The sequence below is a fragment of the Streptomyces sp. NPDC102406 genome (genome assembly GCF_044765725.1).
In the GTDB taxonomy this organism is placed as follows: Bacteria; Actinomycetota; Actinomycetes; order Streptomycetales; family Streptomycetaceae; genus Streptomyces.
The window spans coordinates 744,071-767,913 of the sequence record NZ_JBIWKP010000002.1 but is presented as its reverse complement, the minus strand read 5'-3'; the positions used below and the strand labels follow the sequence as shown (position 1 = coordinate 767,913).

The 23,843-nt window shown below is 72.1% G+C and carries 20 protein-coding genes; 11 read left to right on the top strand and 9 right to left on the bottom strand.

The window, feature by feature from the left end; all coding sequences use genetic code 11:
• The first annotated feature begins 15 nt into the window (after positions 1-15).
• The 3 genes from ACIRF8_RS12095 to ACIRF8_RS12085 all read left to right on the top strand — a co-directional run bounded on the left by ACIRF8_RS12095 (position 16) and on the right by ACIRF8_RS12085 (position 4,291).
• The gene (locus ACIRF8_RS12095; protein ID WP_404213655.1) at positions 16-1,551 is read left to right on the top strand and encodes a flavin-containing monooxygenase; all 1,536 of its coding nucleotides are present in this window, start codon (positions 16-18) and stop codon (positions 1,549-1,551) included.
• 75 nt (positions 1,552-1,626) lie between these two features.
• The gene (locus ACIRF8_RS12090; protein WP_404213653.1) at positions 1,627-2,595 is read left to right on the top strand and encodes a diiron oxygenase; all 969 of its coding nucleotides are present in this window, start codon (positions 1,627-1,629) and stop codon (positions 2,593-2,595) included.
• A 55-nt stretch (positions 2,596-2,650) separates the two neighbouring features.
• Complete coding sequence (locus tag ACIRF8_RS12085) at positions 2,651-4,291, top strand: FAD-dependent oxidoreductase (RefSeq protein WP_404213652.1); 1,641 nt, start codon at positions 2,651-2,653, stop codon at positions 4,289-4,291.
• Here the strand turns inward: ACIRF8_RS12085 and ACIRF8_RS12080 are convergent.
• Both ACIRF8_RS12080 and ACIRF8_RS12075 read right to left on the bottom strand, forming a co-directional pair.
• The gene (locus tag ACIRF8_RS12080) at positions 4,253-4,942 is read right to left on the bottom strand and encodes a TetR/AcrR family transcriptional regulator (RefSeq protein ID WP_404213651.1); all 690 of its coding nucleotides are present in this window, start codon (positions 4,940-4,942) and stop codon (positions 4,253-4,255) included. The two genes, ACIRF8_RS12085 and ACIRF8_RS12080, sit on opposite strands and share 39 nt — an antisense overlap.
• A 68-nt stretch (positions 4,943-5,010) precedes the next feature.
• Complete coding sequence (locus tag ACIRF8_RS12075; RefSeq protein WP_404213649.1) at positions 5,011-5,976, bottom strand: pirin family protein; 966 nt, start codon at positions 5,974-5,976, stop codon at positions 5,011-5,013.
• 154 nt (positions 5,977-6,130) lie between these two features.
• Between ACIRF8_RS12075 and ACIRF8_RS12070 the strand changes: the two genes are divergently transcribed.
• The 4 genes from ACIRF8_RS12070 to ACIRF8_RS12055 all read left to right on the top strand — a co-directional run bounded on the left by ACIRF8_RS12070 (position 6,131) and on the right by ACIRF8_RS12055 (position 9,692).
• Positions 6,131-6,826, top strand: a complete 696-nt coding sequence (locus tag ACIRF8_RS12070; protein ID WP_404213647.1) for an ABC transporter permease — start codon at positions 6,131-6,133, stop codon at positions 6,824-6,826.
• Complete coding sequence (locus ACIRF8_RS12065) at positions 6,823-7,497, top strand: ABC transporter permease (protein ID WP_404213645.1); 675 nt, start codon at positions 6,823-6,825, stop codon at positions 7,495-7,497. Before ACIRF8_RS12070 ends, ACIRF8_RS12065 begins: the two co-directional genes overlap by 4 nt.
• Positions 7,494-8,447: an ABC transporter substrate-binding protein gene (locus ACIRF8_RS12060; RefSeq protein WP_404213643.1), complete on the top strand. Its 954-nt coding sequence runs from the start codon at positions 7,494-7,496 to the stop codon at positions 8,445-8,447. The genes ACIRF8_RS12065 and ACIRF8_RS12060 overlap by 4 nt, the downstream gene beginning before the upstream one ends.
• An 84-nt stretch (positions 8,448-8,531) precedes the next feature.
• On the top strand, positions 8,532-9,692 hold the full coding sequence (locus tag ACIRF8_RS12055) for an NAD(P)/FAD-dependent oxidoreductase (protein WP_404213642.1): 1,161 nt from the start codon (positions 8,532-8,534) through the stop codon (positions 9,690-9,692).
• A 71-nt stretch (positions 9,693-9,763) separates the two neighbouring features.
• Here the strand turns inward: ACIRF8_RS12055 and ACIRF8_RS12050 are convergent, their stop codons facing one another.
• The 7 genes from ACIRF8_RS12050 to rhaI form a co-directional block, all read right to left on the bottom strand.
• Positions 9,764-10,927 carry an ABC transporter ATP-binding protein gene (locus tag ACIRF8_RS12050; protein ID WP_404213640.1) on the bottom strand — a complete coding sequence of 388 codons (1,164 nt, stop codon included), beginning with the start codon at positions 10,925-10,927 and terminating at the stop codon, positions 9,764-9,766.
• A gap of 22 nt (positions 10,928-10,949) precedes the next feature.
• Positions 10,950-11,606, bottom strand: coding sequence for a lactate utilization protein C (locus tag ACIRF8_RS12045; protein ID WP_404213639.1), 657 nt, complete (start codon positions 11,604-11,606; stop codon positions 10,950-10,952).
• Positions 11,603-13,081, bottom strand: a complete 1,479-nt coding sequence (locus ACIRF8_RS12040) for a LutB/LldF family L-lactate oxidation iron-sulfur protein (RefSeq protein WP_404213637.1) — start codon at positions 13,079-13,081, stop codon at positions 11,603-11,605. The genes ACIRF8_RS12045 and ACIRF8_RS12040 overlap by 4 nt, the downstream gene beginning before the upstream one ends.
• Positions 13,078-13,851 carry a (Fe-S)-binding protein gene (locus ACIRF8_RS12035; RefSeq protein WP_404213635.1) on the bottom strand — a complete coding sequence of 258 codons (774 nt, stop codon included), beginning with the start codon at positions 13,849-13,851 and terminating at the stop codon, positions 13,078-13,080. The genes ACIRF8_RS12040 and ACIRF8_RS12035 overlap by 4 nt, the downstream gene beginning before the upstream one ends.
• A 72-nt stretch (positions 13,852-13,923) precedes the next feature.
• Positions 13,924-15,369, bottom strand: a complete 1,446-nt coding sequence (locus ACIRF8_RS12030) for a rhamnulokinase family protein (RefSeq protein ID WP_404213634.1) — start codon at positions 15,367-15,369, stop codon at positions 13,924-13,926.
• 116 nt (positions 15,370-15,485) lie between these two features.
• The gene (locus tag ACIRF8_RS12025) at positions 15,486-17,531 is read right to left on the bottom strand and encodes a bifunctional aldolase/short-chain dehydrogenase (RefSeq protein WP_404213632.1); all 2,046 of its coding nucleotides are present in this window, start codon (positions 17,529-17,531) and stop codon (positions 15,486-15,488) included.
• Between the two features lie 52 nt (positions 17,532-17,583).
• Entirely contained in the window at positions 17,584-18,750 is a 1,167-nt protein-coding gene (gene rhaI / locus ACIRF8_RS12020; protein WP_404213630.1) for an L-rhamnose isomerase, read from the bottom strand.
• A 369-nt stretch (positions 18,751-19,119) separates the two neighbouring features.
• On the opposite strand from rhaI, the gene ACIRF8_RS12015 reads away from it, so the two are divergent.
• From ACIRF8_RS12015 to rhaS, 4 genes are read left to right on the top strand one after another with little or no spacing between them, the layout of a single operon-like run.
• Positions 19,120-20,631 (top strand): sugar ABC transporter ATP-binding protein, encoded by a 1,512-nt coding sequence (locus ACIRF8_RS12015; protein WP_404213628.1) that lies wholly within the window; start codon positions 19,120-19,122, stop codon positions 20,629-20,631.
• The gene (locus tag ACIRF8_RS12010; RefSeq protein WP_404213627.1) at positions 20,628-21,683 is read left to right on the top strand and encodes an ABC transporter permease; all 1,056 of its coding nucleotides are present in this window, start codon (positions 20,628-20,630) and stop codon (positions 21,681-21,683) included. Before ACIRF8_RS12015 ends, ACIRF8_RS12010 begins: the two co-directional genes overlap by 4 nt.
• A complete protein-coding gene (locus tag ACIRF8_RS12005; protein ID WP_404213625.1) occupies positions 21,676-22,695 on the top strand; it encodes an ABC transporter permease in 1,020 nt (339 codons plus the stop codon). Before ACIRF8_RS12010 ends, ACIRF8_RS12005 begins: the two co-directional genes overlap by 8 nt.
• Positions 22,696-22,745: 50 nt before the next feature.
• On the top strand, positions 22,746-23,837 hold the full coding sequence (gene rhaS / locus ACIRF8_RS12000; protein WP_404213623.1) for a rhamnose ABC transporter substrate-binding protein: 1,092 nt from the start codon (positions 22,746-22,748) through the stop codon (positions 23,835-23,837).
• Positions 23,838-23,843: the final 6 nt, after the last annotated feature.

The following is a 23,843-nucleotide window of genomic DNA, read 5'->3' as shown; positions in this document are numbered from 1 at the left end:
TGAGGACCCTCCGCGATGGAGCAGCAGCACATCGACGTCCTGGTCGTCGGCGCCGGCATATCCGGCATCAGCGCCGCGCGCCACGTCCTGCGCGGCAACCCGGGCGCTTCGCTCGTCGTGATCGAGCGGCGCGCCCGTGTCGGCGGCACCTGGGACCTGTTCCAGTACCCCGGGATCCGCTCCGACTCCGACATGACCACCTTCGGATTCGGCTTCCGTCCCTGGCGCGACGCCCGCATCCTCGCCGGTGGCGCGGAGATCCGGCGGTACGTCGAGGACGCCGCGGCCGACGAGGGCGTACTGGAACGCACCCGCTTCGGTCGTCGGGCGATCAGCGCCGACTTCTCGCACGCCACCGGCCGTTGGACCGTCGAGGTCGAGGACGAGGCCACCGGGGAGCGCGAGTCCTACAGCGCCGGCTACCTCGTCGGGGCGACCGGCTACTACGACTACGACGCCCCCTACCGGCCACGGTTCCCCGGCGAGGAGGACTACCGGGGGACCCTCGTGCATCCGCAGCACTGGCCGAAGGAGCTCGACTGCACCGGCAAGCGCGTGGTCGTCATCGGGTCCGGCGCCACCGCCATCACCTTGCTGCCCGCGATGGCCGACCACGTCGCGCACATCACCATGCTCCAGCGCTCGCCCACCTACCTCCTCTCGCTGCCCGTGACCGATCCGCTCACCTCGGCCCTGCACAAGCTGCGCGCCCCCGCCCGTCTGACGCACACAATCGTCCGGGCCCGCAACATCGCGTTGCAGCGCGGGAGTTACGCCTTCTGCCGCAAGTACCCCCGCCTCGCCCGCAAGGTGCTCCTCGGCCTGGTGCGGGCCCGGGCCGGCAAGGGCATCGACATGCGCCACTTCAGCCCGCGCTACAAGCCCTGGGACCAGCGCCTGTGCGTCGTCCCCGGTGGCGACCTGTTCAAGGTGCTCAAGAGCGGCAAGGCGTCGATCGCCACCGACCACATCGACACCTTCACCGCCGACGGCATCCGCCTGAAGTCCGGCGACGAGCTGAAGGCCGACGTCGTCATCACCGCCACGGGCCTCAACGTCCGCCTCCTGGGCGGCATGGCGCTCTCCGTCGACGGCCGCCCGGTCGACATCACCGACCGCGTGCTCTACAAGGCCGTCCTGCTGGAGGGCGTGCCCAACCTCTCCCTCGTCATCGGCTACACCAACGCCTCCTGGACGCTGAAGGCGGACCTCGCGGCCGACTACACGGCCCGGCTGCTCGCGCACATGAGGCGCCACGGGCACGACATCGCCACCCCGGTGGCGGCGGACGGCGACCGCTCGGAGTTCTCCGTCATGGGCGAGGCGCTGACCTCCGGCTACATCGCCCGGGCCGACGAGGTCATGCCGCGCCAGGGCACCCGCGACCCCTGGCGGCTGTGGAACAACTACTACCGCGACCGCGCCATGCTCCAGGACGCCCCCATCGAGGACGGCCCCCTGCGCTTCGACACGGCGGGCGCGCCGGGCTCCGTACGCCCTGCCGGTACGGACGTCGTCGCCGACGCCCAGGAACCGCCCCGCGCCGCCTGACCGTCAGCCGACCAGCCTTCCCGATCGACCGGCAGGACCAGCCCGTCCCGTACGCCACCCCAACCGAGGACGAAGATGACCGCGAACCTGACCAGGAAGCTCTACGACGAGCGCCTGCGGACTCTGTCCGAGGGCTCCGTCAACGTCAACTTCAACGCCTTCACCGACATCAAGTGGGACGACCCCGCGTTCGCCGTGGACGAGAACGACCCCCGCTGGGTCCTCACCACCGCGGACGCCCTCGGCGCCCACCCCTGGTACCGGGAGCAGCCGCTGGAGACGCAGATCCGCATCGGGATCTGGCGGTGGGCGGTGATCGCCAAGGTGGGCATGCAGTTCGAGAACATCCTCATGCGCGGCGCGCTGGACTACCTCTACGAACTGGACAACCGCAACCCGGAGTTCAGGTATCTCACGCACGAGATCACCGAGGAGACCCACCACACCCAGATGTTCCAGGAGCTGGTGAACCGCACCGGCGTGAACACCGCCGGCGGGAAGCGCTGGTTCCGCAAGGTCAGCCGTTTCCTGCCGCTGGCGGGCTCCCTCTACCCCGAGGCGTTCTTCACCGGCATCCTGGCGGGCGAGGAGCCCATCGACCACCTGCAGAAGGCGGCCCTGCGCAGCGGGGAGCCGGTCCATCCCCTCCCGCAGCGCATCATGCAGATCCACATCGCCGAGGAGGCCCGGCACATCTCCTTCGCCCACGAGTTCCTGCGCCTGCGCGTCCCGCGCTTCGGCAAGACCCGCCGCGCCGCCCTCTCCGTCCTCTTCCCGCTGATCATGCGGGTCCTGTGCGACGTCATCATGATCCCCGACCGGAAGTCCGCCGCCGAGGTCGGCATCCCCGCCTGGGTCGTCAAGGACGTGTTCTGGAAGTCCGACGCCGGCCGCAAGATGCTCCACGACCTCTTCTCCGACGTACGGATGCTCGCCGAGGACATCGGCCTGATGAACAAGGCGTCCCGCACGGTGTGGAGGGCCCTGCGCATCGACGGCCGCCCGGCGCGCTTCCGCGGCGAGCCCGCCGCGCTCACCGACTGAGCACGCGCCCCCGCACCGCCTTCTCACCGAACGCCCGAACGGAGACCAGCCCGCCGTGCCGTACGTCGTCACCCGATCCTGCTGCGCCGACGCCTCCTGCGTGCTGGCCTGCCCGGTCAACTGCATCCACCCCGCCCCTGGCGAGCCCGGCTTCGGGACGGCCGAGATGCTGTACGTCGATCCGCGTACCTGCGTGGACTGCGGCGCCTGCACGACGGCCTGCCCGGTCGACGCGCTCAAGCCCCACACGGCCCTCGGCGAGGCGGAGTTGCCGTTCATCGAACTCAACGCCTCCTACTACAAGGAGAACCCGCACTCCGACCGCACGCCCATGTACGTCGTGCCCCGGCAACGCGCGATCCCGGCGGGCCAGTTGTCGGTGGCGATCGTCGGAGCCGGTCCCGCCGGACTCTTCGCCGCCGACGCACTGCTGCGCCACCCGGGCGTGCGCGTCACCGTTCTCGACCGGCTCCCGACGCCGTACGGTCTCGCGCGGGCCGGCGTCGCCCCCGACCACCAGGACACCAAGCAGGTCGCCGAGCTGTTCCGGACCATCGAGTCCCAGCCCGGCTTCAACTACCGGCTCGGCGTCGAGGTCGGCACCCACGTCACCCACGCCGACCTCCTGCGCGAGCACCACGCGGTGCTCTACGCCGTCGGCGCCGCGACCGACAAACGCCTCGGCATCGAGGGCGAGGACCTGCGCGGCAGCGCCTCCGCGACGGACTTCGTCGCCTGGTACAACGGCCACCCCGACCATGCGGACGACGCGCCCGCCCTGGACACCGCACGCGCCGTCGTCATCGGCAACGGCAACGTCGCCCTCGACGTCGCCCGCATCCTCACCGCCGACCCGGACGCCCTGGCCCGCACCGACATCTCCGACCGCGCCCTCGCCGCGCTCCGCGGCAGCAAGGTCCGCGAGGTCGTCCTCCTGGGGCGGCGCGGACCCGCACAGGCGGCGTTCACCGTGCCCGAACTCCTCGCCCTGTCCGCCCTGAAGGACGTGGACGTGAGCGTGGAGGGCTGGCCCGATGACCTGGCAGCCGACGCCACGGAGAAGACCCGGCTCCTGTCACGGCTGGCCGCCCGCACACCGGTCGAGGGGCGGCGCCGTATCGTTCTGCGCTTCCTGACCAGCCCGGTGCGGCTCATCGGCGACGGCACCGTACGAGCTCTGGAGATCACCGACACCGCCCTCCACACCGACGAGGACGGCACCGTCCGCGCCGTGCCCACCGGCGACCCGCGAACCCTGGAGACCGGCCTCGTCCTGCGCTCCGTCGGCTACCGCGCCCGGCCCGTTCCCGGCCTGCCCTTCGACGAGGTCACCGCGACCGTGCCCCACGAGCGCGGCCGGGTCGAACCCGGCGTCTACGTCGCGGGCTGGATCAAGCGCGGACCGACCGGCTTCATCGGGACGAACAAGACCTGCGCGCACGAGACGGTCGAGTCCCTCCTGGACGACTTCGCCGCGGGCCGTCTCACACCCCCGGCGCGCGACGTCCGCAGACGCACCGACGGCTCGGACGATCTCGGCCTGGACGCCTGGCGCGCGATCGACCGCGCGGAACGAGCCGCGGGCGACGCCCAGGGCCGCCCCCGCGTCAAGTTCACCGACACCGAGTCCCTGCACCGGGCGGCCAGGACCGCGTCCTCAGGCCCGCTCCAGGTCCGTCACCCGCTGCCGCGGTGACAGCTCCACGCCCAGATCCCGCAGGGTCGCGTCCAGCACCGCCCACACCGAACGGCACAGCATCGCGCGCAACTCCTCCTCGGACAGCTCACGTCGGGGATCGCGCACCCACTGGTTGACCGCCGTGTCGACGAACCCCACGATCCCGACCGCGACCGAACGGATCGGCGCCCCCCGCACCCCGAGCGCCGTGAGCACGTCGCCGAACCGCTCGCCGAGCATCAGCGCGATGGCCGTCTTGGTGTCCGCCACCAGCGACCCGTCACCCATCGCGTGCTCCCCGACGCCCATGTAGGCGTACAGGCGCGGATGCTGCGCCACCCAGCCCAGATGCGCGCCGACCACACGCTCGACGGCTTCCTCGATCGTCCCCTCGAAGGTGAGTGTGGGCTCCATCCGGCGCATGAACGACTCCACCACCCGGCGCCGGACCAACTCGTCCAGATGGGCGCGGTCCTTGAAGTGCCGGTACAGCACCGACCGCGGCAGCCCCACCCGCTCCGCCAGACTCTGCACCCGAAAGCGCGCGCCCTCCTCCTCGATGAGCGCGACCGCGGCGTCCACCAACTGGACCTGACGCTGCGCCTTGTGCTCGTCCCAGCGGGTGGAGCGCCTGTCGATCTGCGGCTCGCCGCCGGTTCTGTCCGCCATTCCGCCAGGATATCGGGACACGTGTACGAGACGACGGCCCGCGCCGCTCCGTCACGGACCCCCGGTGATCAGCGCACCCGGCCCCGCGGCTTCAGCGGCACCGACGGAAGTTCGGGCGCGGGCAACGGCTCCCCGTCGTAGCCCTTCACCTCACCGAACCGCGTCCCCGTCATCCAGTCCTCCCGCGCCCGGGCGATCTCCTCCTGCGACCGCCCGACGAAGTTCCACCACATGACCAGCTCCTCCCCGAACGGCTCGCCGCCCAGCAGCATCAGGCCCGCGTCCGACTCCGCCCGCAGGGGCAGTTCGGTCCGGCCGCAGCCGAGGTAGAGCATCGAGCCGGGCAGGAGCGGGACACCGTCGACATGGGCCTCGCCGGACATCGACAGGACCGCGTACTCGAAGTCGGGGTCCAGGGGGACACGGGCGTCGGCGCCGCGCGTCAGGGCGAGGTCCGCGCCGACGATCGGGGTGTAGGCCGTACCGGGGGACGTCGCTCCGTCGAGGGTGCCGAGGAGCACCGTCGCGCTCAGGCCGGGGGCCGTCACCCGGGGCAGCTCCGTGTGGTGCTCGAAACGCGGGTCCGTGTGGCGGTGGGTGTCCGGAAGGGCCACCCAGAGCTGGGCGCCGTGCAGGAACCGGGCGTGGGAGCTCGGGCTCTGTTCGGAGTGGGAGATCGCGCGGCCCGACGTCATCAGGCCGAGTTCGCCGGGCCGGATCGTCCGGAGGCTGCCCGTCGAATCGCGGTGCAGCACCTCCCCGTCGTGCAGCCAGCTCACCGTCTGGAGACCCATGTGCGGGTGCGGCGGCACCTGCATGCCCGGCTCGTCCGCGATGTCGTCCGGACCGTAGTGGTCGACGAACGCCCAGGCGCCGACCATCCTGCGGCCCAGATTCGGCAGCAGCCTGCGCACCTCCGTGGACGCGCCGAGCCGGACCCGGCGTGGGCTGAGGAGCTCGCGGACGGGCTCCGCGACGACGAAGCCACGGCCACCGCACACGGACGGGACGGGCGCCCGGTCAAGATTGCTCATGCCGGACAACCTAGTCGCGCCGCCGCGGCCCGTCAGGCCCGTGGCGGGAAGTCCCCCCGACGGGCGGCGCGGGGGCCCGGGCGTCCGCCGCCCGTACGGGTCAGCCCAGCGCGCCGCACGGCGCCGCGGCCACTGCAATGGACGGGTGCCCCTCATGACCGCCGCGCCCGCCGTCCCACCGCCGGACGACTGCCTCGCCCGCAACGACTGGATCTGCGGCGCCTATCTGAGCACGCGCCGGCACATCCTCCTCGACGCTGTCGCGCAGCATCTGCGGATCACCCTCGTCGCCGTGGCGATCGCCCTGGTCATCGCCGTACCGCTGGCCGTCGTCGCCCGCCGCTGGGGGTGGGCCGCGGGGCCCGTGCTCGCCCTGACCACCGTGCTCTACACGATCCCGTCCCTGGCCATGTTCTCGCTGCTGCTGCCCGCCTACGGCCTCTCCGCCACACTCGTCGTCGCCGGTCTGGTGCTGTACTCCCTGACCCTGCTCGTGCGGAACATCCTCGCCGGGCTGCGCGCCGTGCCCGAGGAGACCCGGCAGGCCGCCCGCGGCATGGGTTACGGTCCTGTCCGGCTGCTGCTCACCGTCGAACTGCCCCTCGCGCTGCCCGCCGCCCTGGCCGGTCTGCGCATCGCGACCGTGTCGGCCGTGTCCCTGGTGACCGTCGGCGCCATCGTCGGCCACGGCGGCCTCGGCAACCTGATCTACGCCGGGATGAACACCTACTTCAAGGCGCAGGTGCTGACCGCCTCCGTGCTGTGCGTCGTCATCGCCGTCGCCGCGGACGTGGTGCTGCTCGGCGTGGGCCGGCTCCTCACCCCCTGGACGAGAGCGAGCCGCGCGTGAAGACCCTCTCCGACGCCTGGGACTGGCTCGCCGACCCCGCGCACTGGGCGGGCGACGACGGCATCTGGCACCGGCTCGGCCAGCATCTCGTCCTCACCGTCGTCTGCCTCGTCGTCAGTTGCCTGATCGCCCTGCCCCTCGCCCTCGTCCTCGGCCACCTGGGCAAGGGCGGGGCGCTCGCCGTCAACATCTCCAACGTGGGGCGGGCCGTGCCCACCTTCGCCGTCCTCGTGCTCCTGCTCCTCACCCCGCTCGGGCGGTACGGCGAAGGGCCCACCGTCGTCGCCCTGGTCCTGTTCGCCGTGCCGCCGCTGCTCACCAACGCGTACGTGGGCATGCGCGGCGTCGACCGCGAGGTCGTCCGGGCCGCGCGCGGCATGGGCATGACCGGGCGGCAGATGCTGCTGCGGGTGGAGGCGCCGCTCGCCCTGCCGATGATCGTCAACGGGGTGCGGCTCGCCGCCGTGCAGCTCGTGGCCACCGCCACCATCGCCGCCCTCGCGGGCGGCGGCGGACTCGGGCGCATCATCACCGCCGGGTTCAACCTCGCCAGCACCCCCCAGGTCGTCGCGGGCGCTGTCCTCGTCGCCGTGTTCGCGCTCCTGGTGGAGGGGCTGTTCGAGATCGCCGAACGGCTCACGCCCGCCTGGGCCAGGGGGCGGACCGGATGAGCGCCCGGGCGCGCACCCGGCTCGTGGCCGCCCTGGGGCTCGTGCTGCTCGCCGCCGGGTGCGCCACCGGGCCCGCCCTGGAGAACCGGGGCGAGGTCACCGCGCCGCCCGGCGACAGCAAGCACCTCGTCGTCGGCTCCGCCGGGTTCACCGAGAGCGACCTGCTCGCGACCATGTACGCGCTGCTGCTGAAGGACGCCGGACACGGGACCGAGATTCTGACCGTCGCCAACCGCGAACTGTACGAACCCGCCCTGGAATCCGGCCAGATCGACGTCGTCCCCGAGTACGCGGCCACGTTCGCCGACTGGTTGGGCGCCAAGACCCACGGCGCCGACGCGGAGCCCGTCGGCTCGCCCGATCTCGACGCCACCATGAAAGCCCTGCGCGCGCTCGCCCGGCCGCGCGGCCTCGATGTCCTCGACCCCGGCAAGGCCGTCGACCAGAACGCCTTCGCCGTCGCCGGTCCGTACGCGGAGAAACACCGGCTGAAGACCCTCAGCGATCTCGGCGCCGCCGGTCTGGCGGTACGGCTCGCGGCGGGCGACGAATGCGTGCGACGACCGTACTGCGCACCGGGATTGAAGAAGGTGTACGGGATCGACGTGACCGGCGTCGACCCGAAGGGCGTCGGCACCACCCAGTCCAAGAAGGCCGTGCAGAACGGGCAGGCCCAGATGGTGCTGACGACGAGCACCGACGCGACCCTGTCCGACTTCGGGCTCGCGCTGCTCGCCGACGACAAGCATCTCCAGAACGCCGACTACATCGTGCCCGTCGTCAACCGGTCGCGGGCGGGCAGCGCCTCGGTCGCCAAGGCGCTCGGCGCCCTCAACTCCGTGCTCACCACCGGGGACCTGGCCGCCATGAACCAGCAGGTCGACAGTTGGCGCCGACTGCCCGAGGACGTCGCGCGGAGTTACCTGGAGGACAAGGGGCTCCTGAAGTAGACCGGTACGCGAGGGTGTGCGGGGGCGGGAACGAGGGAACCCGGAACGCCCCGCCGCTCCCAGCCCCCCGGTACAGGACCGCCCATGGATTCAGCCGTCGTCGTCGGCGCGGGCGTGCTCGGCGCCTGCGTCAGCCATCACCTCGCCCGCGCGGGCGTCCGGGTCGTCGTCGTGGAGGAAGGGGTACGGCCCGCCGGCGGTACGTCGGGCGCCACGTTCTCCACGGACGTGACCCACCTGAAGACGCCGTACACCTATTACCGCCTGAACCGGCAGGGCGCCGAGGAGCACCGCCTGCTGTCCGAGACCCTCGACGGACCGGCCTGGCGGCACCCCGCACCGCTCGTGCAGTGGGCCGACGGCGACGCGGCACACCGGGCGCTGCGCGAACGGGCCCTGCGCGCCATGGGCTGGGGCCACGACTGCCGCTTCGCCGCACCCTCCGTCCTGCGTGAACTGGCGCCCGCCGTGGACCCCGCCGCCTGCGCCGCGGACGAGGTCGTCGTGTACGACAGCGCCGCCTGGTTCGACGCGCCGCGCTTCGTGCGCACCCTGCTCGACGCCGCCGGGCGGCACGGGGCCGAGGCCCACTACGGCGTCGCCGTCACCGGTCTGACGCGGGCGGGCGGCAGGGTCACCGGTGTCGTGGCGGTAGCCCGTTCCTGGAGCGCCGACGTGGTCGTGAACTGCGCGGGGCCCGGGGCCGACCGGATCGCCTCCTTCGCGGGGGTGCGGCTGCCCCTGCGGCGGGTCCCTGGCCTCGTCACCGAGACCGATCCGCTGCCGGGGACCCCGCTCACCGCGATCGTCGCCGCCCCGGACATCGACCTGCGGCCCACCCCGGGCGGCGGGGTCCTCGCCCTGTCCTGGGACGTGGACGCCCGGCTCGACGGCGCCGACGCCACCGACGGGGCCCCACGGGAGCTGCACCGGCGCGCCGGAGCGGTCCTGCCGGGGCTGGCCCGGACCCGCATCGAGGACGCCAGGATCGGTGTGCGGCCCGTGCCCCGCGACGGACTGCCCCTGGTGGGCGCGATGCCCAGGGCGCCCGGTCTGTACCACCTCGTCTCGCACAGCGCGGTCACCCTGGCCCCGGTCCTCGGCCGACTCGCCGCGCGGGAGATCACCACCGGACGGCCCGCCACAGAGCTCGCCCCCTACCGCCCGGACCGGGCCGTCCCCGGCGGCGTGCAGGACGAGAACCTGCGCGCGATGGACCGACGGCGGCCCGCTGCCTCACCCTGAACCTCAGGGTGAGAGTCAGGGGAAGGGAAGGGAAGGAAGGGCAAGGAAGGGAAGGGGAGGAGCGGGGCCGCTCAGGCGTCGGCGACCGAGTCGAACCGCACCTCGTCGCGGCCGATGCCCCGCGCGTCCGCGTCGACCGAGCGGCGCAGCGCCTCGTGCAGCTTGGCCGGGGTGAGGACACCGAGGAAGCGGGAGCCGTCGAGGACCGCCACCCAGCCCGCGTCGTGCTGGAGCATCACGCCGAACGCCTGCTTGAGCGGGGCGCCGACCGGCACCCAGGCGTCCATCCGGTGCGCCAGATCCGCGACCCGGCCGCCCGGACCGGCCAGGGTGGCCTCGTCGACGCCGACCCAGCCGTGCAGATCACCGCTGCCGTCCAGGACCACGGCCCAGCGCGCCGCCTCCTCCCGCATCCGGGCCGCGGCCCGCGCGGGCGCCTCGTCCAGGCGGACCACCGCGGGCTGCTCCAGATCGTCCGCCTCGATCGCGGTGACCGACAGCCGCTTCAGGCCGCGGTCCGCGCCGACGAACTCGGCGACGTACGGCGTCGCGGGTGTGCCGAGGACCGCCCCCGGCGTGTCGTACTGCTCGATGCGGCCCTGCCCGTACACCGCGATCCGGTCACCGAGCCGGACGGCCTCCTCGATGTCGTGCGTGACGAGCAGCACGGTCTTGCGGACCGCCGCCTGCATCCGCAGGAACTCGTCCTGCAACTGCTCGCGCACCACCGGGTCGACGGCGCCGAACGGCTCGTCCATCAGCAGCACCGGCGGGTCCGCGGCCAGCGCCCTGGCCACCCCGACGCGCTGGCGCTGACCGCCCGAGAGCTGCTGCGGATAGCGGTCGCCGTACGTCTTCGGGTCCAGGCCCACCAGATCGAGCAGCTCGGCGGCGCGGGCCCGCGCCTTCGCCTTCTTCCAGCCGATCAGCGCGGGCACGGTCGCCGTGTTGTCGAGGATCGTGCGGTGCGGGAAGAGGCCGACCTGCTGGATGACGTAGCCGATGCGGCGGCGCAGCCTGACCGGGTCGAGCGTGGCGATGTCCTCGCCGTCGACGTGGATGCGGCCGGACGTCGGTTCGATGAGCCGGTTGACCATCATCATCGTCGTGGTCTTGCCGCAGCCGGACGGCCCGACGAGCGTGACCAGTTCGCCCTCGTTCACCTCGAACGAGAGGCCGTCCACCGCCGTCGTGCCGTCCGCGTAGCGCTTGGTGACCTGATCGAAGCGGATCATGGCCTCACGCTAACCGCGCCCGTCACTCCTCGCTCACCGGGCTCACCAGAACCACCTCCAGGGTGCGCGGACCGTGCACCCCCTCGACCCGGTCGAGTTCGATGTCGCTGGTCGCGGAGGGACCCGAGATCCAGGTGAGCGGACGCGCCGGATCGAGCCGTTCGAGGGCCTGCGGCACGGAGGAGACGACCTGGTCGGGGACGCGTACGACGCAGATGTGGTGGTCGGGGACGAGCGTGATGCGGCGGCGGCCCTGGTCGGGCGAACCGTCGAGGACGAGCGTGCCGGTCTCGGCGATCGCGACGGCGCAGGCCGTGACGACGCTGTCGACTCCGTCGAGTTCGGCGGGGGTGTTCGCGGCCCGGTCGTGGACGCGGGTCGCGTCGGCCCCGGCCAGCCACTCCGGCGGCAGCCCCGGCGGCACCACGACCGTCCGCGAGCCGCGCTCGGCCAGCAGACGCGCGATCTTCCCGCTCAGCTCCGCGGACGTCGTGCGGTGCACGAGCGCCCGGTAGTCCGCCAGGTTCTCGGCGAGCAGTGCGACCGTCTCCTCGACGCCCCGGTCCCCGTGCTCGCGCAGATAGCCGCGGTCGACGGCCGTGGCGTACGCCGCCGGGGCCCCGGCCGGGCCGCCGAGCGCGCGTCGCACCCGGCCCAGGATCACGTCCCTGCTGCTCACTTGTTCCCGTCCTTTCCGCCGCCGGTCCGCTGCCACCAGTCGCGGAACGGTTCCGCCGGTACCCGCGGCAGGTCCCGTGTCGCCGTCCACGCGCGGCCGGGGCCCGGCACCGTACGCGGGTGGAGGCGGCGGGTGCGGGAGGCGAGACGCTGGCCGGTGCCGAGCACGCCGGGGCGGGTGAACGCCCAGCGGGCGGCGCGCATCGCGGCCCGCTCCGCCGCGTGCCCCTTCGCCGGGCGCAGCGTCACCTTCGCGCCGCGCCGCGTCACCTCGCCGCCCTGGACGACCCGCTCCCGCAGGTGCACCAGCACCTCGGGGATGTCGATGGCGACCGGGCAGACCTCGTAGCAGGCGCCGCAGAGCGAGGAGGCGTAGGGCAGCGAGGCATCGATCTCGCTCTGTGTGCCCCGCAGTTGGGGGCTGAGGATGGCGCCGATCGGGCCGGGGTAGACCGAGCCGTAGGCGTGGCCGCCGGCCCGTTCGTAGACCGGGCAGACGTTCAAACACGCCGAGCAGCGGATGCAGCGCAGCGCCTGGCGGCCCACCTCGTCGGCGAGGGCGTCGGTGCGGCCGTTGTCGAGCAGGACGAGGTGGAAGGCGCGCGGGCCGTCGGAGTCGCTCGTGCCGGTCCAGGTGGAGGTGTACGGGTTCATGCGCTCCGCCGTCGAGGAGCGCGGCAGGGTCTGGAGGAAGACCTCCAGGTCGCGCCAGGTCGGCACGATCTTCTCGATGCCGACGACGGAGATCAGCGTCTCGGGCAGGGTCAGGCACATCCGGCCGTTGCCCTCGGACTCGACGACGACGAGGGTGCCGGTCTCGGCGACCATGAAGTTCGCGCCGGAGACGCCGACCTTGGCGCGCAGGAACTTCTCGCGCAGGTGGAGGCGAGCGGCCTCCGCCAGTTCGGCGGGGGTGTCGGTGAGCCCGTCCGGGGCCGGGCGGCCCAGGCGGCCCATCTCCTTCTCGAAGATGGCGCGGATCTCACCCCGGTTGCGGTGGATCGCCGGGACCAGGATGTGCGAGGGGCGGTCCTTGCCGAGCTGCACGATGAGTTCGGCGAGATCGGTCTCGTACGCGGCGATCCCGGCCTCCTCCAGTGCTTCGTTGAGACCGATCTCCTGCGTGGCCATCGACTTGACCTTGACGACCTCCGACTCGCCCGTCTCCTTGACGAGCCGGGTCACGATCCGGTTGGCCTCGTCGGCGTCGGCCGCCCAGTGCACGGTGCCGCCGGCCGCCGTCACCGACTCCTCCAACTGGACGAGGTAGTGGTCGAGATGGCGGAGCGTGTGGTCCTTGATCTGTTTGCCCGCCTCGCGCAGGCCCGCCCAGTCGTCGAGCTCGGCGACCGCGCGGGCCCGCTTGTCGCGGATGGTGTGGGTGGCGTGCCGCAGGTTGGCGCGCAGGGTGGTGTCGCGTACGGCGTCGTGCGCGGCCTTGGGGAAGGCGGGCATGCCGAGATACGTGCCGCTCATGACAGGGGCTCCTCTTCGGTGCTCGCCAGGATCTCCGCGATGTGGACCGGCCGCAGCGCCGTGCGCAGCCGGCTCATCGTGCCGCCGATGTGCATGAGGCACGAGTTGTCGGCGGCGCACAGGACGTCCGCGCCCGTCGACTCGGCGTTGCGGACCTTGTCGGCGCCCATCGCCGCCGAGACGTCGGAGTTCTTCACGGCGAACGTGCCGCCGAAGCCGCAGCACTCCTGCGCTCCCGGCAGCTCCATCAGTTCGAGTCCCCGGACGGCGCGCAGGAGCCGGGTGGGCCGGTCGCCGAGTCCGAGGGCGCGCAGGCCGTGGCAGGTGGGGTGGTAGGTCACCTTGTGCGGGTAGTACGCGCCGACATCGGTCACCTTCAGGACGTCGACCAGGAACTCGGTCAGTTCGTACGTCTTCGGGACCACCGGCGCGAGTGTCCTCGCGAGACCGGTGCCGCGGCCCTCCGCGCGGGCCCGTTCACCCATGCGCGGGTACAGCTCGCGCACCATCGCCGCGCACGAGCCGGACGGCGTGATGATCGCGTCGTACTCGCCCGAGCCGAGGCCGGGGCCGAAGACATCGGAGAAATGACGGGCGAGGGGTTCGGCCTCGTGCCGGTAGCCGGTGTTGTAGTGGGCCTGGCCGCAGCAGGTCTGGGCGGCGGGGAAGTCGACCTCGACGCCCAGTCTGGTCAGGAGTTTCACCACGGCCCTGCCGGTGTCCGGGTAGAGCGTGTCGTTGACACAGGTGAGGAAGAGCGCGACACGCATCGTGGCCCCTTCGGTCGGGAGGTTCGGGTCGGACGTCGGACGGGTGCAGGGTACGTCGCCGGGGAGGGCGGGTCACGGGGTGGCGACACGGGCCCCGGCCGCCGCCCAGGCGGCACCGTCGCCGCGCGGCTCGTAACGCGTCAGCGGCTGGGTGCCGGCGACGAGCCGGCGCGCCGCCGCCCGGTCGCCGAGGACGCCGTCGGCGCGGGCCTGCACGAGGACGTTGCCGAGCGCGGCTGCCTCCGCGGGGCCCGCCACCACCGGAAGCCCGCAGGCGTCCGCGGTCAACTGGCACAGCAGGGCGTTGCGCGCGCCGCCGCCGACGATGTGCACGACGTCGACCGGGCGGTCCGCGAGCCGCGCCGCCTCCATGACGGCCTCGCGGTGGGCGAGGGCGAGCGAGTCGAGGATGCAGCGGGTGGTCTCGGCGCGGGTGCGGGGTTCGGGCTGTCCTGTGGCGCGGCAGGCGGCGGCGATGCGCTCCGGCATGGCGCCGGGGGGCAGGAAGGTGGCGTCGCCCGCGTCGACGACCGAGCGCAGCCCCGCCGCCCGTCCGGCCGCGTCGAGAAGGCCCGTCAGATCTGTTTCGCCCCAGGCGCGTTGGCACTCCTGGAGCAGCCACAGGCCCATGATGTTGCGGAGGTAGCGGACGGTGCCGTCGACGCCGAGCTCGTTGGTGAAGTTGGCGGCGCGGCTCTCCTCGGTGAGGACGGGCGCGTCGAGTTCGAGTCCGGCGAGGGACCAGGTGCCGGTGCAGATGTACGCGAAGTTCTCGCCGCCGGCGGCCGGTACGGCGGCGACGGCCGACGCGGTGTCGTGCGAGGCCACCGTCGTCACCGGCACGGGTCCGGTGAGGCCGGTCTCGTCGAGGACGTGGGGGAGCAGGTCGCCGGCCGGGTCGCCGGGGCGGCGCAGCGGGGGGAAGAGGTTCAGGTCGGTGCCGGTGCGGGCCGCGACGTCGTGGGCCCAGTCGCGCGTGCGCGGGTCGATGAGCTGGGTGGTGGAGGCGTTCGTCAGCTCGGTGCCCCGCACCCCCGTGAGCCAGTACGTGAGCAGGTCCGGGATCAGCAACACCTGCCGGGCCGACCGCAGTTGAGCGGTGTCGCGGGCCGCGGCGAGCTGGTACAGGGTGTTGAACGGGGCGTACTGGAGGCCGGTCGCGGCGTACAGCTCGGCCGGGGGGACGCTCGCCCAGACCTGCTCGGCGATCCGGTCCGTGCGGCTGTCCCGGTAGTGGAACGGGTTGCCGAGGAGGGCGCCGTCCGCGTCCAGGAGGCCGTGGTCCACGGCCCAACTGTCGATGCCCACGGAACGGACCTGGCCCGCCTTGCGCAGGCCGTCCAGGAGGCCCGCGTAGAGGTGGAGGATGTCCCAGTGGAGGTGGCCCCCGGCGCGGACGGGCCGGTTCGGGAAGCGGTGCGCCTCGCTGAGGCGCAGGGTGGTCGGGGTGACCTGGGCCGTGATGACCCGGCCGCTTGACGCGCCCAGGTCGATCGCGGCGTAGGGGGTGGTGGGCATGGGGGTCGCCTTCGCGCCGTTCGGGTGGTGGATCGGGTGCGGGTGCGTCGTGGCTGGTCGCGCGGTCTCCCCGCGCCCCCGGTGGGGCACCGGTCGCCCGGCGCCCCGGCCTCACGTCACCGCAGGAACGCCGCCGCGACCCCCGCGTCCACCGGCACGTGCAGGCCCGTCGTGTGGGTCAGTTCGCCGCCGGTCAGGGCGAACACCGCGTTGGCCACGTGCTCGGGCAGCACCTCGCGCTTGAGCAGGGTCCGCTGGGCGTAGAACTCGCCGAGCTTCTCCTCCTCGATGCCGTACGTCGCCGCGCGCTGCGCGCCCCAGCCTCCCGCGAAGATGCCGGAGCCGCGCACGACGCCGTCCGGGTTGACACCGTTGACGCGGATGCCGTCACCGCCCAACTCGGCGGCGAGCAGCCGCACTTGATGGGCCTGGTCGGCCTTGGTGGCCGAGTAGGCGACGTTGTTGGGCCCGGCGAAGACCGCGTTCTTGGAGGCGATGTAGACGATGTCGCCGCCCATGCCCTGCTGCCGCATGACGCGGGCCGCCTCGCGGGAGACGAGGAAGGAGCCGCGGGCCATGATGGCGTGCTGGAGGTCCCAGTCCTTGGCCGTCGTCTCCAGGAGGGGCTTGGAGATGGAGATGCCCGCGTTGTTGACGACCAGGTCGACGCCGCCGAAGGCGAGCGCCGCGGCGCGGAACGCCTCCGCGATCTGCTCCTCCGACGTGACGTCCACGGTGACGGCGACGGCCTTGTCCGGGCCGCCCAGCTCCTCGGCGACGGCCGCCGCCCCCTCGGCGTCGAGGTCGGCGACGACGACACAGGCGCCCTCGGCGGCGAGGCGGTGCGCGATGGCCTTGCCGATACCGCTGCCCGCCCCGGTCACCAGCGCGACCCGCGTAGCCAGCGCCTTGGGCCTCGGCATCCGCCGGAGCTTGGCCTCCTCCAGGGACCAGTACTCGATGCGGAACTTCTCGGACTCCTCGATGGGCGCGTACGAGGAGACCGCCTCGGCGCCCCGCATCACGTTGATCGCGTTGAGGTAGAACTCGCCCGCCACGCGCGCCGTCTGCTTGTCCTTGCCGAAGCTGAACATGCCGACGCCGGGGACGAGCACGATCGCCGGGTCCGCGCCGCGCATCGCGGGGGAGTCCTCCACCGCGTGCCGCCGGTAGTACGCGGCGTACTCCTCGCGGTACTCGGCGTGCAGCTCCGTCAACCGGGCCGCGACGGTGTCGAGTTCGGCGGAGGGCGGGAGGTCGAGGACGAGCGGGCGCACCTTGGTGCGCAGGAAGTGGTCGGGGCAGGAGGTGCCGAGCGCGGCGAGGCGCGGGTGCTCGGCGCTCGCCAGGAAGTCGAGGACGGTGTCCGAGTCGTCGAAGTGCCCGACCTGGGGGCGGTCGGTGGACGCCAGGCCGCGGACGAGGGGGGCGAGTTCGGCGGCCCGCGCCCGGCGCTCGGCCGCGCCGAGGGCCGCGTAGCCCTCGATGGCGGGACCGAACGGGTCCGGCTTGCCGCGTTCGGCGAGGAACGTCTCCGCGGTGCGGATGATGAACAGCGAGTTGGCCTCGCACTCCTCGGCGGTGTCGCCCCACGCGGTGATGCCGTGGCCGCCCAGGATGCAGCCGATCGCCTCGGGGTGGGCCTCCTTGATCGCGGCGATGTCCAGGCCGAGCTGGAATCCGGGGCGTCGCCACGGCACCCACACGACCTTTTCGCCGAAGCACTCCGCGGTCAGCTTCTCGCCGTCGGCGGCGCAGGCGAGCGCGATACCGGAGTCGGGGTGCAGGTGGTCGACGTGGGCGGCGTCGACCAGGCCGTGCATGGCGGTGTCGATGGACGGCGCCGCGCCGCCCTTGCCGTGCAGGCAGTAGTCGAACGCGGCGACCATCTCGTCCTCGCGCTCCACCCCCGGGTACACGCCGGTGAGCGCGCGCAGGCGGTCAAGGCGCAGCGCGGCGAGCCCGGCGGCGGTGAGGGTGCCCAGGTCGCCGCCGGAGCCCTTGACCCACATCAGCTCGATGTCCGTACCGGTCACCGGGTCGGTGGCGGTGCCCTTGGCGGAGGTGTTGCCGCCTGCGTAGTTGGTGTTGCGGGGGTCGGCGCCCAGGCGGTTCGAGCGCTCCAGGAGCGCGGCGACTTCGGGAGGGGTGGCGGAGGCCATGACGAGTTCCTTTACCGGTTCGGTGAGCGGGGTGGGCGGGGAGGGTGGACGGTCATGCCCCCCAGCCGGCCTGCTCGCCGCCCACGCGCTCGGCCACGATCCGCTCCTGCCACCCCGAGGCGTGGTAGGCGGCGACCGGGTCGGGGTGCAGGCCCTGCTCCTCGCGCAGGTCGCGCAGCAGCGGTCGTACGTCGGTGTTGTAGGCGTCCATGAGGACGGCGTTGGCGGCGAGGACGTCGCCCGCGCGCTGGGCCGCGGTCAGGGCGTCCAGGTCGACGAGGAGCGCCTTGGCCGTGGCCTCCTGCACGTTCATCACGGATCGGATGACGGCCGGGATCTTCGCCTCGATGTTGTGGCACTGGTCGAGCATGAAGGCGACGTTCGTCCCGGCCTCGAAGCCCTTGTTCTTGGCGACCTCGTGCAGGATGCGGAAGAGCTGGAAGGGGTCGGCGGAGCCCACCATCAGGTCGTCGTCCGCGTAGAAGCGGGAGTTGAAGTCGAAGCCGCCGAGCTTCCCCTCGCGCAGCAGCAGCGCCACGATGAACTCGATGTTGGTGCCCGGTGCGTGGTGCCCGGTGTCCACGACGACCTGGGCGCGCTCGCCCAGCTTCAGGCACTGGAGGTAGGAGGTGCCCCAGTCCGGGACGTCCGTCGTGTAGAAGGCCGGCTCGAACAGCTTGTACTCCAGGAGGAGGCGCTGGTCGTCGCCGAGCCGCTCGTACACCGCGGCCAGGGACTCCGCGAGGCGGTCCTGGCGGGCCACGATGTCGTCCTGGCCGGGGTAGTTGGTGCCGTCGGCGAGCCACAGCTTCAGGTCCTTCGACCCGGTGGCGTCCATGATGTCGACGCACGCGAGGAGATGGCCGACGGCCTTGCGGCGCACCTTCGGGTCCGGGTGACAGACGCTGCCGAGCTTGTAGTCGTCGTCCTGGAAGGTGTTGGAGTTGACGGTGCCGAGTTCGACGCCGCGCTCCTTGGCGTAGGCGGCGAGCGCCGCGTAGTCGTCGACGGTGTCCCACGGGATGTGCAGCGCCACCTTGGGGGCGATGCCGGTGAACTCGTGCACCTTCGCCGCGTCGTCGAGCTTCTCCTGGGGCGTGCGCGGCACGCCGGCCTGGGCGAACACCTTGAACCGGGTGCCGGAGTTGCCATAGCCCCAGGACGGCGTCTCGATCCGCTGGCTGGCGAGTGCGGCCTTCACGGCAGCGATGTCAGGCATGTCCACCTCTGAGTGCGTGAATCGATTCACTTCGCTGGGGAAGTTAACCCCGGGCGATCGGGGCGTCAAGGGGTCCGGCACCGGATCGGGCGCGGTCAAGTGCGTTACGCAATCGTGCTGTTACCGGCCCGCCCTTGGTCTCCTCCGCTTTTTCCTCGCAGTTCACGGGGATGGCGGGCGGGCGAAGGGGGCGAACGACCGCAGCCCGGTGGAACGGGTCCGCTCCGGCCTCTTGACCTCTCCTCAAGGACGGAGCTAGCTTCCGGGCAACTTCACTGAAACATTTCACCGCCGGTGATCCACCCGGCGCTCCCAGCCACTCCCGTGCGCCCGGCACGGCCCACTCATGCACACTCACGGAGACATGCAATGACGCATCCTGAACCGGGGACCACCCCGGTGCTCGCGCTGGAGGGGGTGAGCAAGTCCTTCGGCGCCGTGCGCGCCCTGCGCGGCGTCAGCCTGCGCCTGTACCCGGGAGAGGCGCACGCCCTGGCCGGTGAGAACGGCGCGGGCAAGTCGACGCTGATCAAGACCCTCACCGGGGTGCACAGGCCCGACAGCGGCACCGTCCTGCTCGACGGCGCGCCGGTGGAGTTCCACGGCCCGGCCGACGCCCGCGACGCCGGTGTCGCCGTCATCTACCAGGAACCCACGCTCTTCCCCGACCTGTCGATCGCCGAGAACATCTTCATGGGCCGCCAGCCGCGCCGCTCACTCGGCCGCGTCGACCACCGCGCGGTCAAGGAGGCCACCGCCGGGCTGTTCGAGCGGCTCGGCGTCGCGCTCGACCCGGACCAGCCCGCGCGCGGCCTGTCCATCGCCGACCAGCAGCTCGTGGAGATCGCCAAGGCCCTCTCCTTCGACGCCCGCGTCCTCATCATGGACGAGCCGACCGCCGCGCTCACCGGCAGCGAGGTGGCCCGCCTCTTCGGCGTCGTGCGGACCCTGCGCGAACAGGGCGCCGCCGTCCTGTTCATCTCCCACCGCCTGGAGGAGATCTTCGGCCTGTGCCAGCGCGTGACGACGCTGCGCGACGGCGCCTGGGTGGCGAGCGAACCCCTCGAAGGACTCACCGAGGACGACCTGGTGCGCCGCATGGTCGGCCGCGACCTCGACGAGCTCTACCCCAAGCAGGACACCGACATCGGCGACGTGGCCCTGAAGGTGCGCCGGCTCACCCGCGAAGGCGTCTTCACCGACGTCTCCTTCGAGGTGCGGCGCGGCGAGATCGTCGGCCTCGCCGGACTCGTCGGCGCCGGCCGCAGCGAAGTGGCCCGGGCCGTCTTCGGCGTCGACCGGTTCGACGGCGGCGACGTCGAGGTGCTCGGCCACAAGCTCAAGCCCGGCGCCCCGAGCCTCGCCATGCACGCCGGGCTCGCCCTCGTCCCCGAGGACCGCCGCGCCCAGGGCCTGGTGATGGACATGTCCATCGAGCGCAACATCGGCCTCACCGGCTTCGCCGACACCAGCCGCGCCGGACTCATGAACCGCAAGGCCGAGCGCAGCCGCTCCCTCGACTGGTCGGTCAAGCTCCAGGTCAAGTACGCGCGCCTCGCCGACGTCGTCGGCACCCTGTCCGGCGGCAACCAGCAGAAGGTCGTCCTCGCCAAGTGGCTCGCCACCGGGCCGCAGGTCCTCATCGTCGACGAGCCGACCCGCGGCATCGACGTCGGCACCAAGGCCGAGGTGCACCGGCTGCTCTCCTCGCTCGCCGCCGAGGGCGTCGCCGTCCTGATGATCTCCTCCGACCTGCCGGAGATCCTCGGCATGGCCGACCGCGTCCTCGTCATGCACGAGGGACGGCTCACGGCGGAACTGACGCGCGCCGAGGCGACCGAGGAATCCGTCATGGCCGCGGCCACGGGGAGGACAGCATGACCGTCACCGCTCCGCCCGTGCGGGAACACCCCGCGCCCGAGCCCACCGCGGGCCGCCGCCTGATCGACAAGGTCTTCAAGGCCCGCGAACTGGCCGTGGCCGGTGTCCTCCTCGTGATGCTGCTCGCCACCCAGGTCTCCAACAGCGAGTTCCTGTCCGAGCAGGGCGTCAAGGACCTCCTCCTCAACGCCACCATCCTCGTCCTCGTCGCCACCGGCCAGGCCGTCGTCGTCATCACCCGCAACGTCGACCTGTCCGTCGGCTCCGTCCTCGGCATCTCCGCCTTCGCCGCGGGCGACTACCTCCAGGGCGGCGGGAACTCCCTGGTCGCCGTGGTCTACGCGGTCGCCGTCGGCGCCCTCTTCGGCGTCCTGAACGGCGCACTCGTCAGCCTCGGCAAGGTCCCCGCGCTCGTCGTCACCCTCGGCACCCTGTACGTGGTGCGCGGCATCGACTCCATCTGGGTCGGCTCGCAGCAGATCGTCGCCGCCGACCTCCCCGACTCCTTCGTCGACTTCGGCCACGACGGCCTGTGGATCGTGCCCTACCTGGCGCTCCTCGCCGTCGCCGTCCTCCTCTGCGTCGGCTACTACCTGCGCAGCTACCGCAGCGGCCGCGACATGTACGCCCTCGGCTCCAGCCCCGAGGCCGCCAACCTCGCCGGTGTCCCGGTCCGCAAGCGCGTCATGACCGCCTACGTCCTGTGCGGCGCCCTCGCCGGACTCGCGGGCGCCCTGTACCTGGCCCGTTTCGGCAACGTCGACTCCGGCACCGGCACCGGTTACGAACTCACCGTCGTCAGCGCCGTCGTGGTCGGTGGCGTCGCCTTCACCGGCGGTTCCGGCACCGTCTACGGCGCGGCCCTCGGCGCGCTGCTGCTGACCTCCATCAACAGCGTCCTGCCCGCCATCGGCGTCAGCTCCGTCTGGGTCACCGCCATCAACGGCGTCCTGCTGCTGCTCGCCATCGCCGTCGACCGGATCGTGGCCCTGCGGGTCGCCGCAGTGCTGCGCAAGCAGGCCGCACAGATGAGGAGCGCCCGCCATGCCTGAGAGCCTCAAGGCCGAATCTCTGAAGAGCGCCGTGCGCTGGGACACCGCCGTCGGCGCCCTGCTCATCGTGCTGCTGCTCTGCTCGTTCTCGTTCGTCGACAACTTCGGCAACGCGCTCAACCTGTCGTTCCTGATCGGCAACACCCTGCCCATCGCCCTGATCGCGTTGCCGATGACGATGCTGGTCGTCTCCGGAGAGGTCGACCTGTCGGTCGGGTCCACGGCCGGTCTGTCCGGGGCCGTGATGGGCGCCCTGTGGAACCAGGGCATGGCCATCGAGACGATCATCCCGCTCTGCCTGCTGCTCGGGCTCGTCTGCGGCCTGGTCAACGGGCTGCTCGTGACCCGCCTCGGACTGCCCTCCCTGGCCGTCACCATCGGCACCATGGCCGCCTACCGGGGCATCGCCCAGATCGTCCTCGGCTCCGACTCCGTCACCGACTTCCCCACGCAGTACCTGGACTTCGGCGCGGGCCGCTTCGGCGACACCTTCCTGCCCTACGCGGCGCTGCCCTTCCTCGTGCTCCTTGCCGTCGCCGTCGTCGTCCTGCACGCCACCCGCGTCGGACGCTCCCTCTTCGCGATCGGCGCAGGCGAGGAAGCGGCCCGCTTCTCCGGCGTCCGCGTCAAGCGGCTCAAGCTGTCCATGTTCGTGACGACCGGCCTGCTCTCGGCCCTCACCGGCGTCTATTGGGCCCTGCACTACGCCAGCGCCCGCTACGACAACGCCACCGGCCTCGAACTGTCCGTCATCGCGGCCGTCCTGCTCGGCGGCATCGACTTCGACGGCGGCAAGGGCACCCTGGGCGGCGCCATCGCCGGTGTCTTCCTGCTCGGCACGCTCCAGAACGTGATGAGCCTGCTGAACGTCTCCGCGCAGTCCCAGATCGTCGTCACCGGCGTCCTCCTGGTGATCTCCGTGCTCGCCCCGCGCGTCGGCCGCCAGATCGCGCAGGCAAGGGCGCGCCGCAGGACAGCCGCCGCCCCGCCGCCGACACCGGTCACCTCCTGATCCGGCCGCGCCCTCGACTCCGTACAGCCCACCACCCGTAAGGAACCGCCATGTCCCAGGCCGTCACCGCCAGAACCCGCCGCCTCACCGCCGCGCTCGCCGTCACCACCGCCCTCGTCCTCGGCGCCGGTGCCTGCGGCGGCACCACCAAGGACGACGCGAACAAGGAGGCGGCCAAGTCCAACGCCGCCGGCAAGGCCGACCCGGACGCGGCCACCAAGAAGGGCCTCACGGTCGCCTTCCTGCCCAAGCAGGTCAACAACCCGTACTTCACCACCTCCGACAACGGCGGCAAGAAGGCGGTCGAGGAGCTCGGATCCACGTACAAGGAGGTCGGCACGAGCAGCGGTACCGACACCTCCGGGCAGGTCTCCTACGTCAACACCCTCACCCAGCAGCAGGCCGACGCCATCGCCGTGTCCGCGCAGGACCCGGGCGCCCTGTGCACCGCCCTGAAGCAGGCGATGAGGAACGGCGTCAGCGTCGTCACGTACGACTCCGACACCAAGGCCGACTGCCGCAACGTGTTCGTCTCGCAGGCCAGCGCCGAGGACCTGGGCCGTACCCAGGTGCAGCAGATGGCGCGGCAGATCGGCAACAAGGGCGAGATCGCGATTCTCTCGGCGGCCCAGACGGCCACCAACCAGAACACGTGGATCGACTACATGAAGGACGAGCTGAAGAAGCCCGAGTACAAGGACATCAAGCTCGTCACGACGGCGTACGGCGACGACGACGCCCAGAAGTCGTTCCAGCAGACACAAGGGCTCCTCCAGGAGCACCCGAAGCTGAAGGGGATCATCTCCCCGACCACCGTCGGCATCAAGGCCGCCGCCCAGTACCTGTCGGGCTCGAAGTACAAGGGCAAGGTCAAGCTCACCGGCCTCGGCACCCCCAACGACATGCGCGCCTACGTCAAGAACGGCACCGTCGAGGCGTTCGAGCTGTGGGACCCGGCCAAGCTCGGCGCCCTCGCCGCGCACACCGCCGTCGCCCTGGAGTCCGGGCAGATCACCGGCAAGGAGGGCGAGACCTACAAGGCCGGTGACCTGGGCGAGTTCACCATCGGCAAGGACGGCGTCGTCTCCCTCGGCAAGCCGACCGTCTTCGACAAGAAGAACATCGACCAGTACAAGTTCTGAGGGAGC

Coding starts and splice junctions, on each gene's coding strand:
- ACIRF8_RS12055 (WP_404213642.1), top strand. CDS start 8,532: ATGGATTCAGCCGTCGTCGTCGGCGCGGGCGTGCTCGGCGCCTGCGTC.
- ACIRF8_RS12050 (WP_404213640.1), bottom strand. CDS start 10,927: ATGATCCGCTTCGATCAGGTCACCAAGCGCTACGCGGACGGCACGACG.
- ACIRF8_RS12075 (WP_404213649.1), bottom strand. CDS start 5,976: ATGAGCAATCTTGACCGGGCGCCCGTCCCGTCCGTGTGCGGTGGCCGT.
- ACIRF8_RS12095 (WP_404213655.1), top strand. CDS start 16: ATGGAGCAGCAGCACATCGACGTCCTGGTCGTCGGCGCCGGCATATCC.
- ACIRF8_RS12080 (WP_404213651.1), bottom strand. CDS start 4,942: ATGGCGGACAGAACCGGCGGCGAGCCGCAGATCGACAGGCGCTCCACC.
- ACIRF8_RS12025 (WP_404213632.1), bottom strand. CDS start 17,531: ATGGCCTCCGCCACCCCTCCCGAAGTCGCCGCGCTCCTGGAGCGCTCG.
- ACIRF8_RS12070 (WP_404213647.1), top strand. CDS start 6,131: ATGACCGCCGCGCCCGCCGTCCCACCGCCGGACGACTGCCTCGCCCGC.
- ACIRF8_RS12060 (WP_404213643.1), top strand. CDS start 7,494: ATGAGCGCCCGGGCGCGCACCCGGCTCGTGGCCGCCCTGGGGCTCGTG.
- ACIRF8_RS12010 (WP_404213627.1), top strand. CDS start 20,628: ATGACCGTCACCGCTCCGCCCGTGCGGGAACACCCCGCGCCCGAGCCC.
- ACIRF8_RS12030 (WP_404213634.1), bottom strand. CDS start 15,369: ATGCCCACCACCCCCTACGCCGCGATCGACCTGGGCGCGTCAAGCGGC.
- rhaI (WP_404213630.1), bottom strand. CDS start 18,750: ATGCCTGACATCGCTGCCGTGAAGGCCGCACTCGCCAGCCAGCGGATC.
- ACIRF8_RS12035 (WP_404213635.1), bottom strand. CDS start 13,851: ATGCGTGTCGCGCTCTTCCTCACCTGTGTCAACGACACGCTCTACCCG.
- ACIRF8_RS12015 (WP_404213628.1), top strand. CDS start 19,120: ATGACGCATCCTGAACCGGGGACCACCCCGGTGCTCGCGCTGGAGGGG.
- ACIRF8_RS12040 (WP_404213637.1), bottom strand. CDS start 13,081: ATGAGCGGCACGTATCTCGGCATGCCCGCCTTCCCCAAGGCCGCGCAC.
- ACIRF8_RS12090 (WP_404213653.1), top strand. CDS start 1,627: ATGACCGCGAACCTGACCAGGAAGCTCTACGACGAGCGCCTGCGGACT.
- rhaS (WP_404213623.1), top strand. CDS start 22,746: ATGTCCCAGGCCGTCACCGCCAGAACCCGCCGCCTCACCGCCGCGCTC.
- ACIRF8_RS12005 (WP_404213625.1), top strand. CDS start 21,676: ATGCCTGAGAGCCTCAAGGCCGAATCTCTGAAGAGCGCCGTGCGCTGG.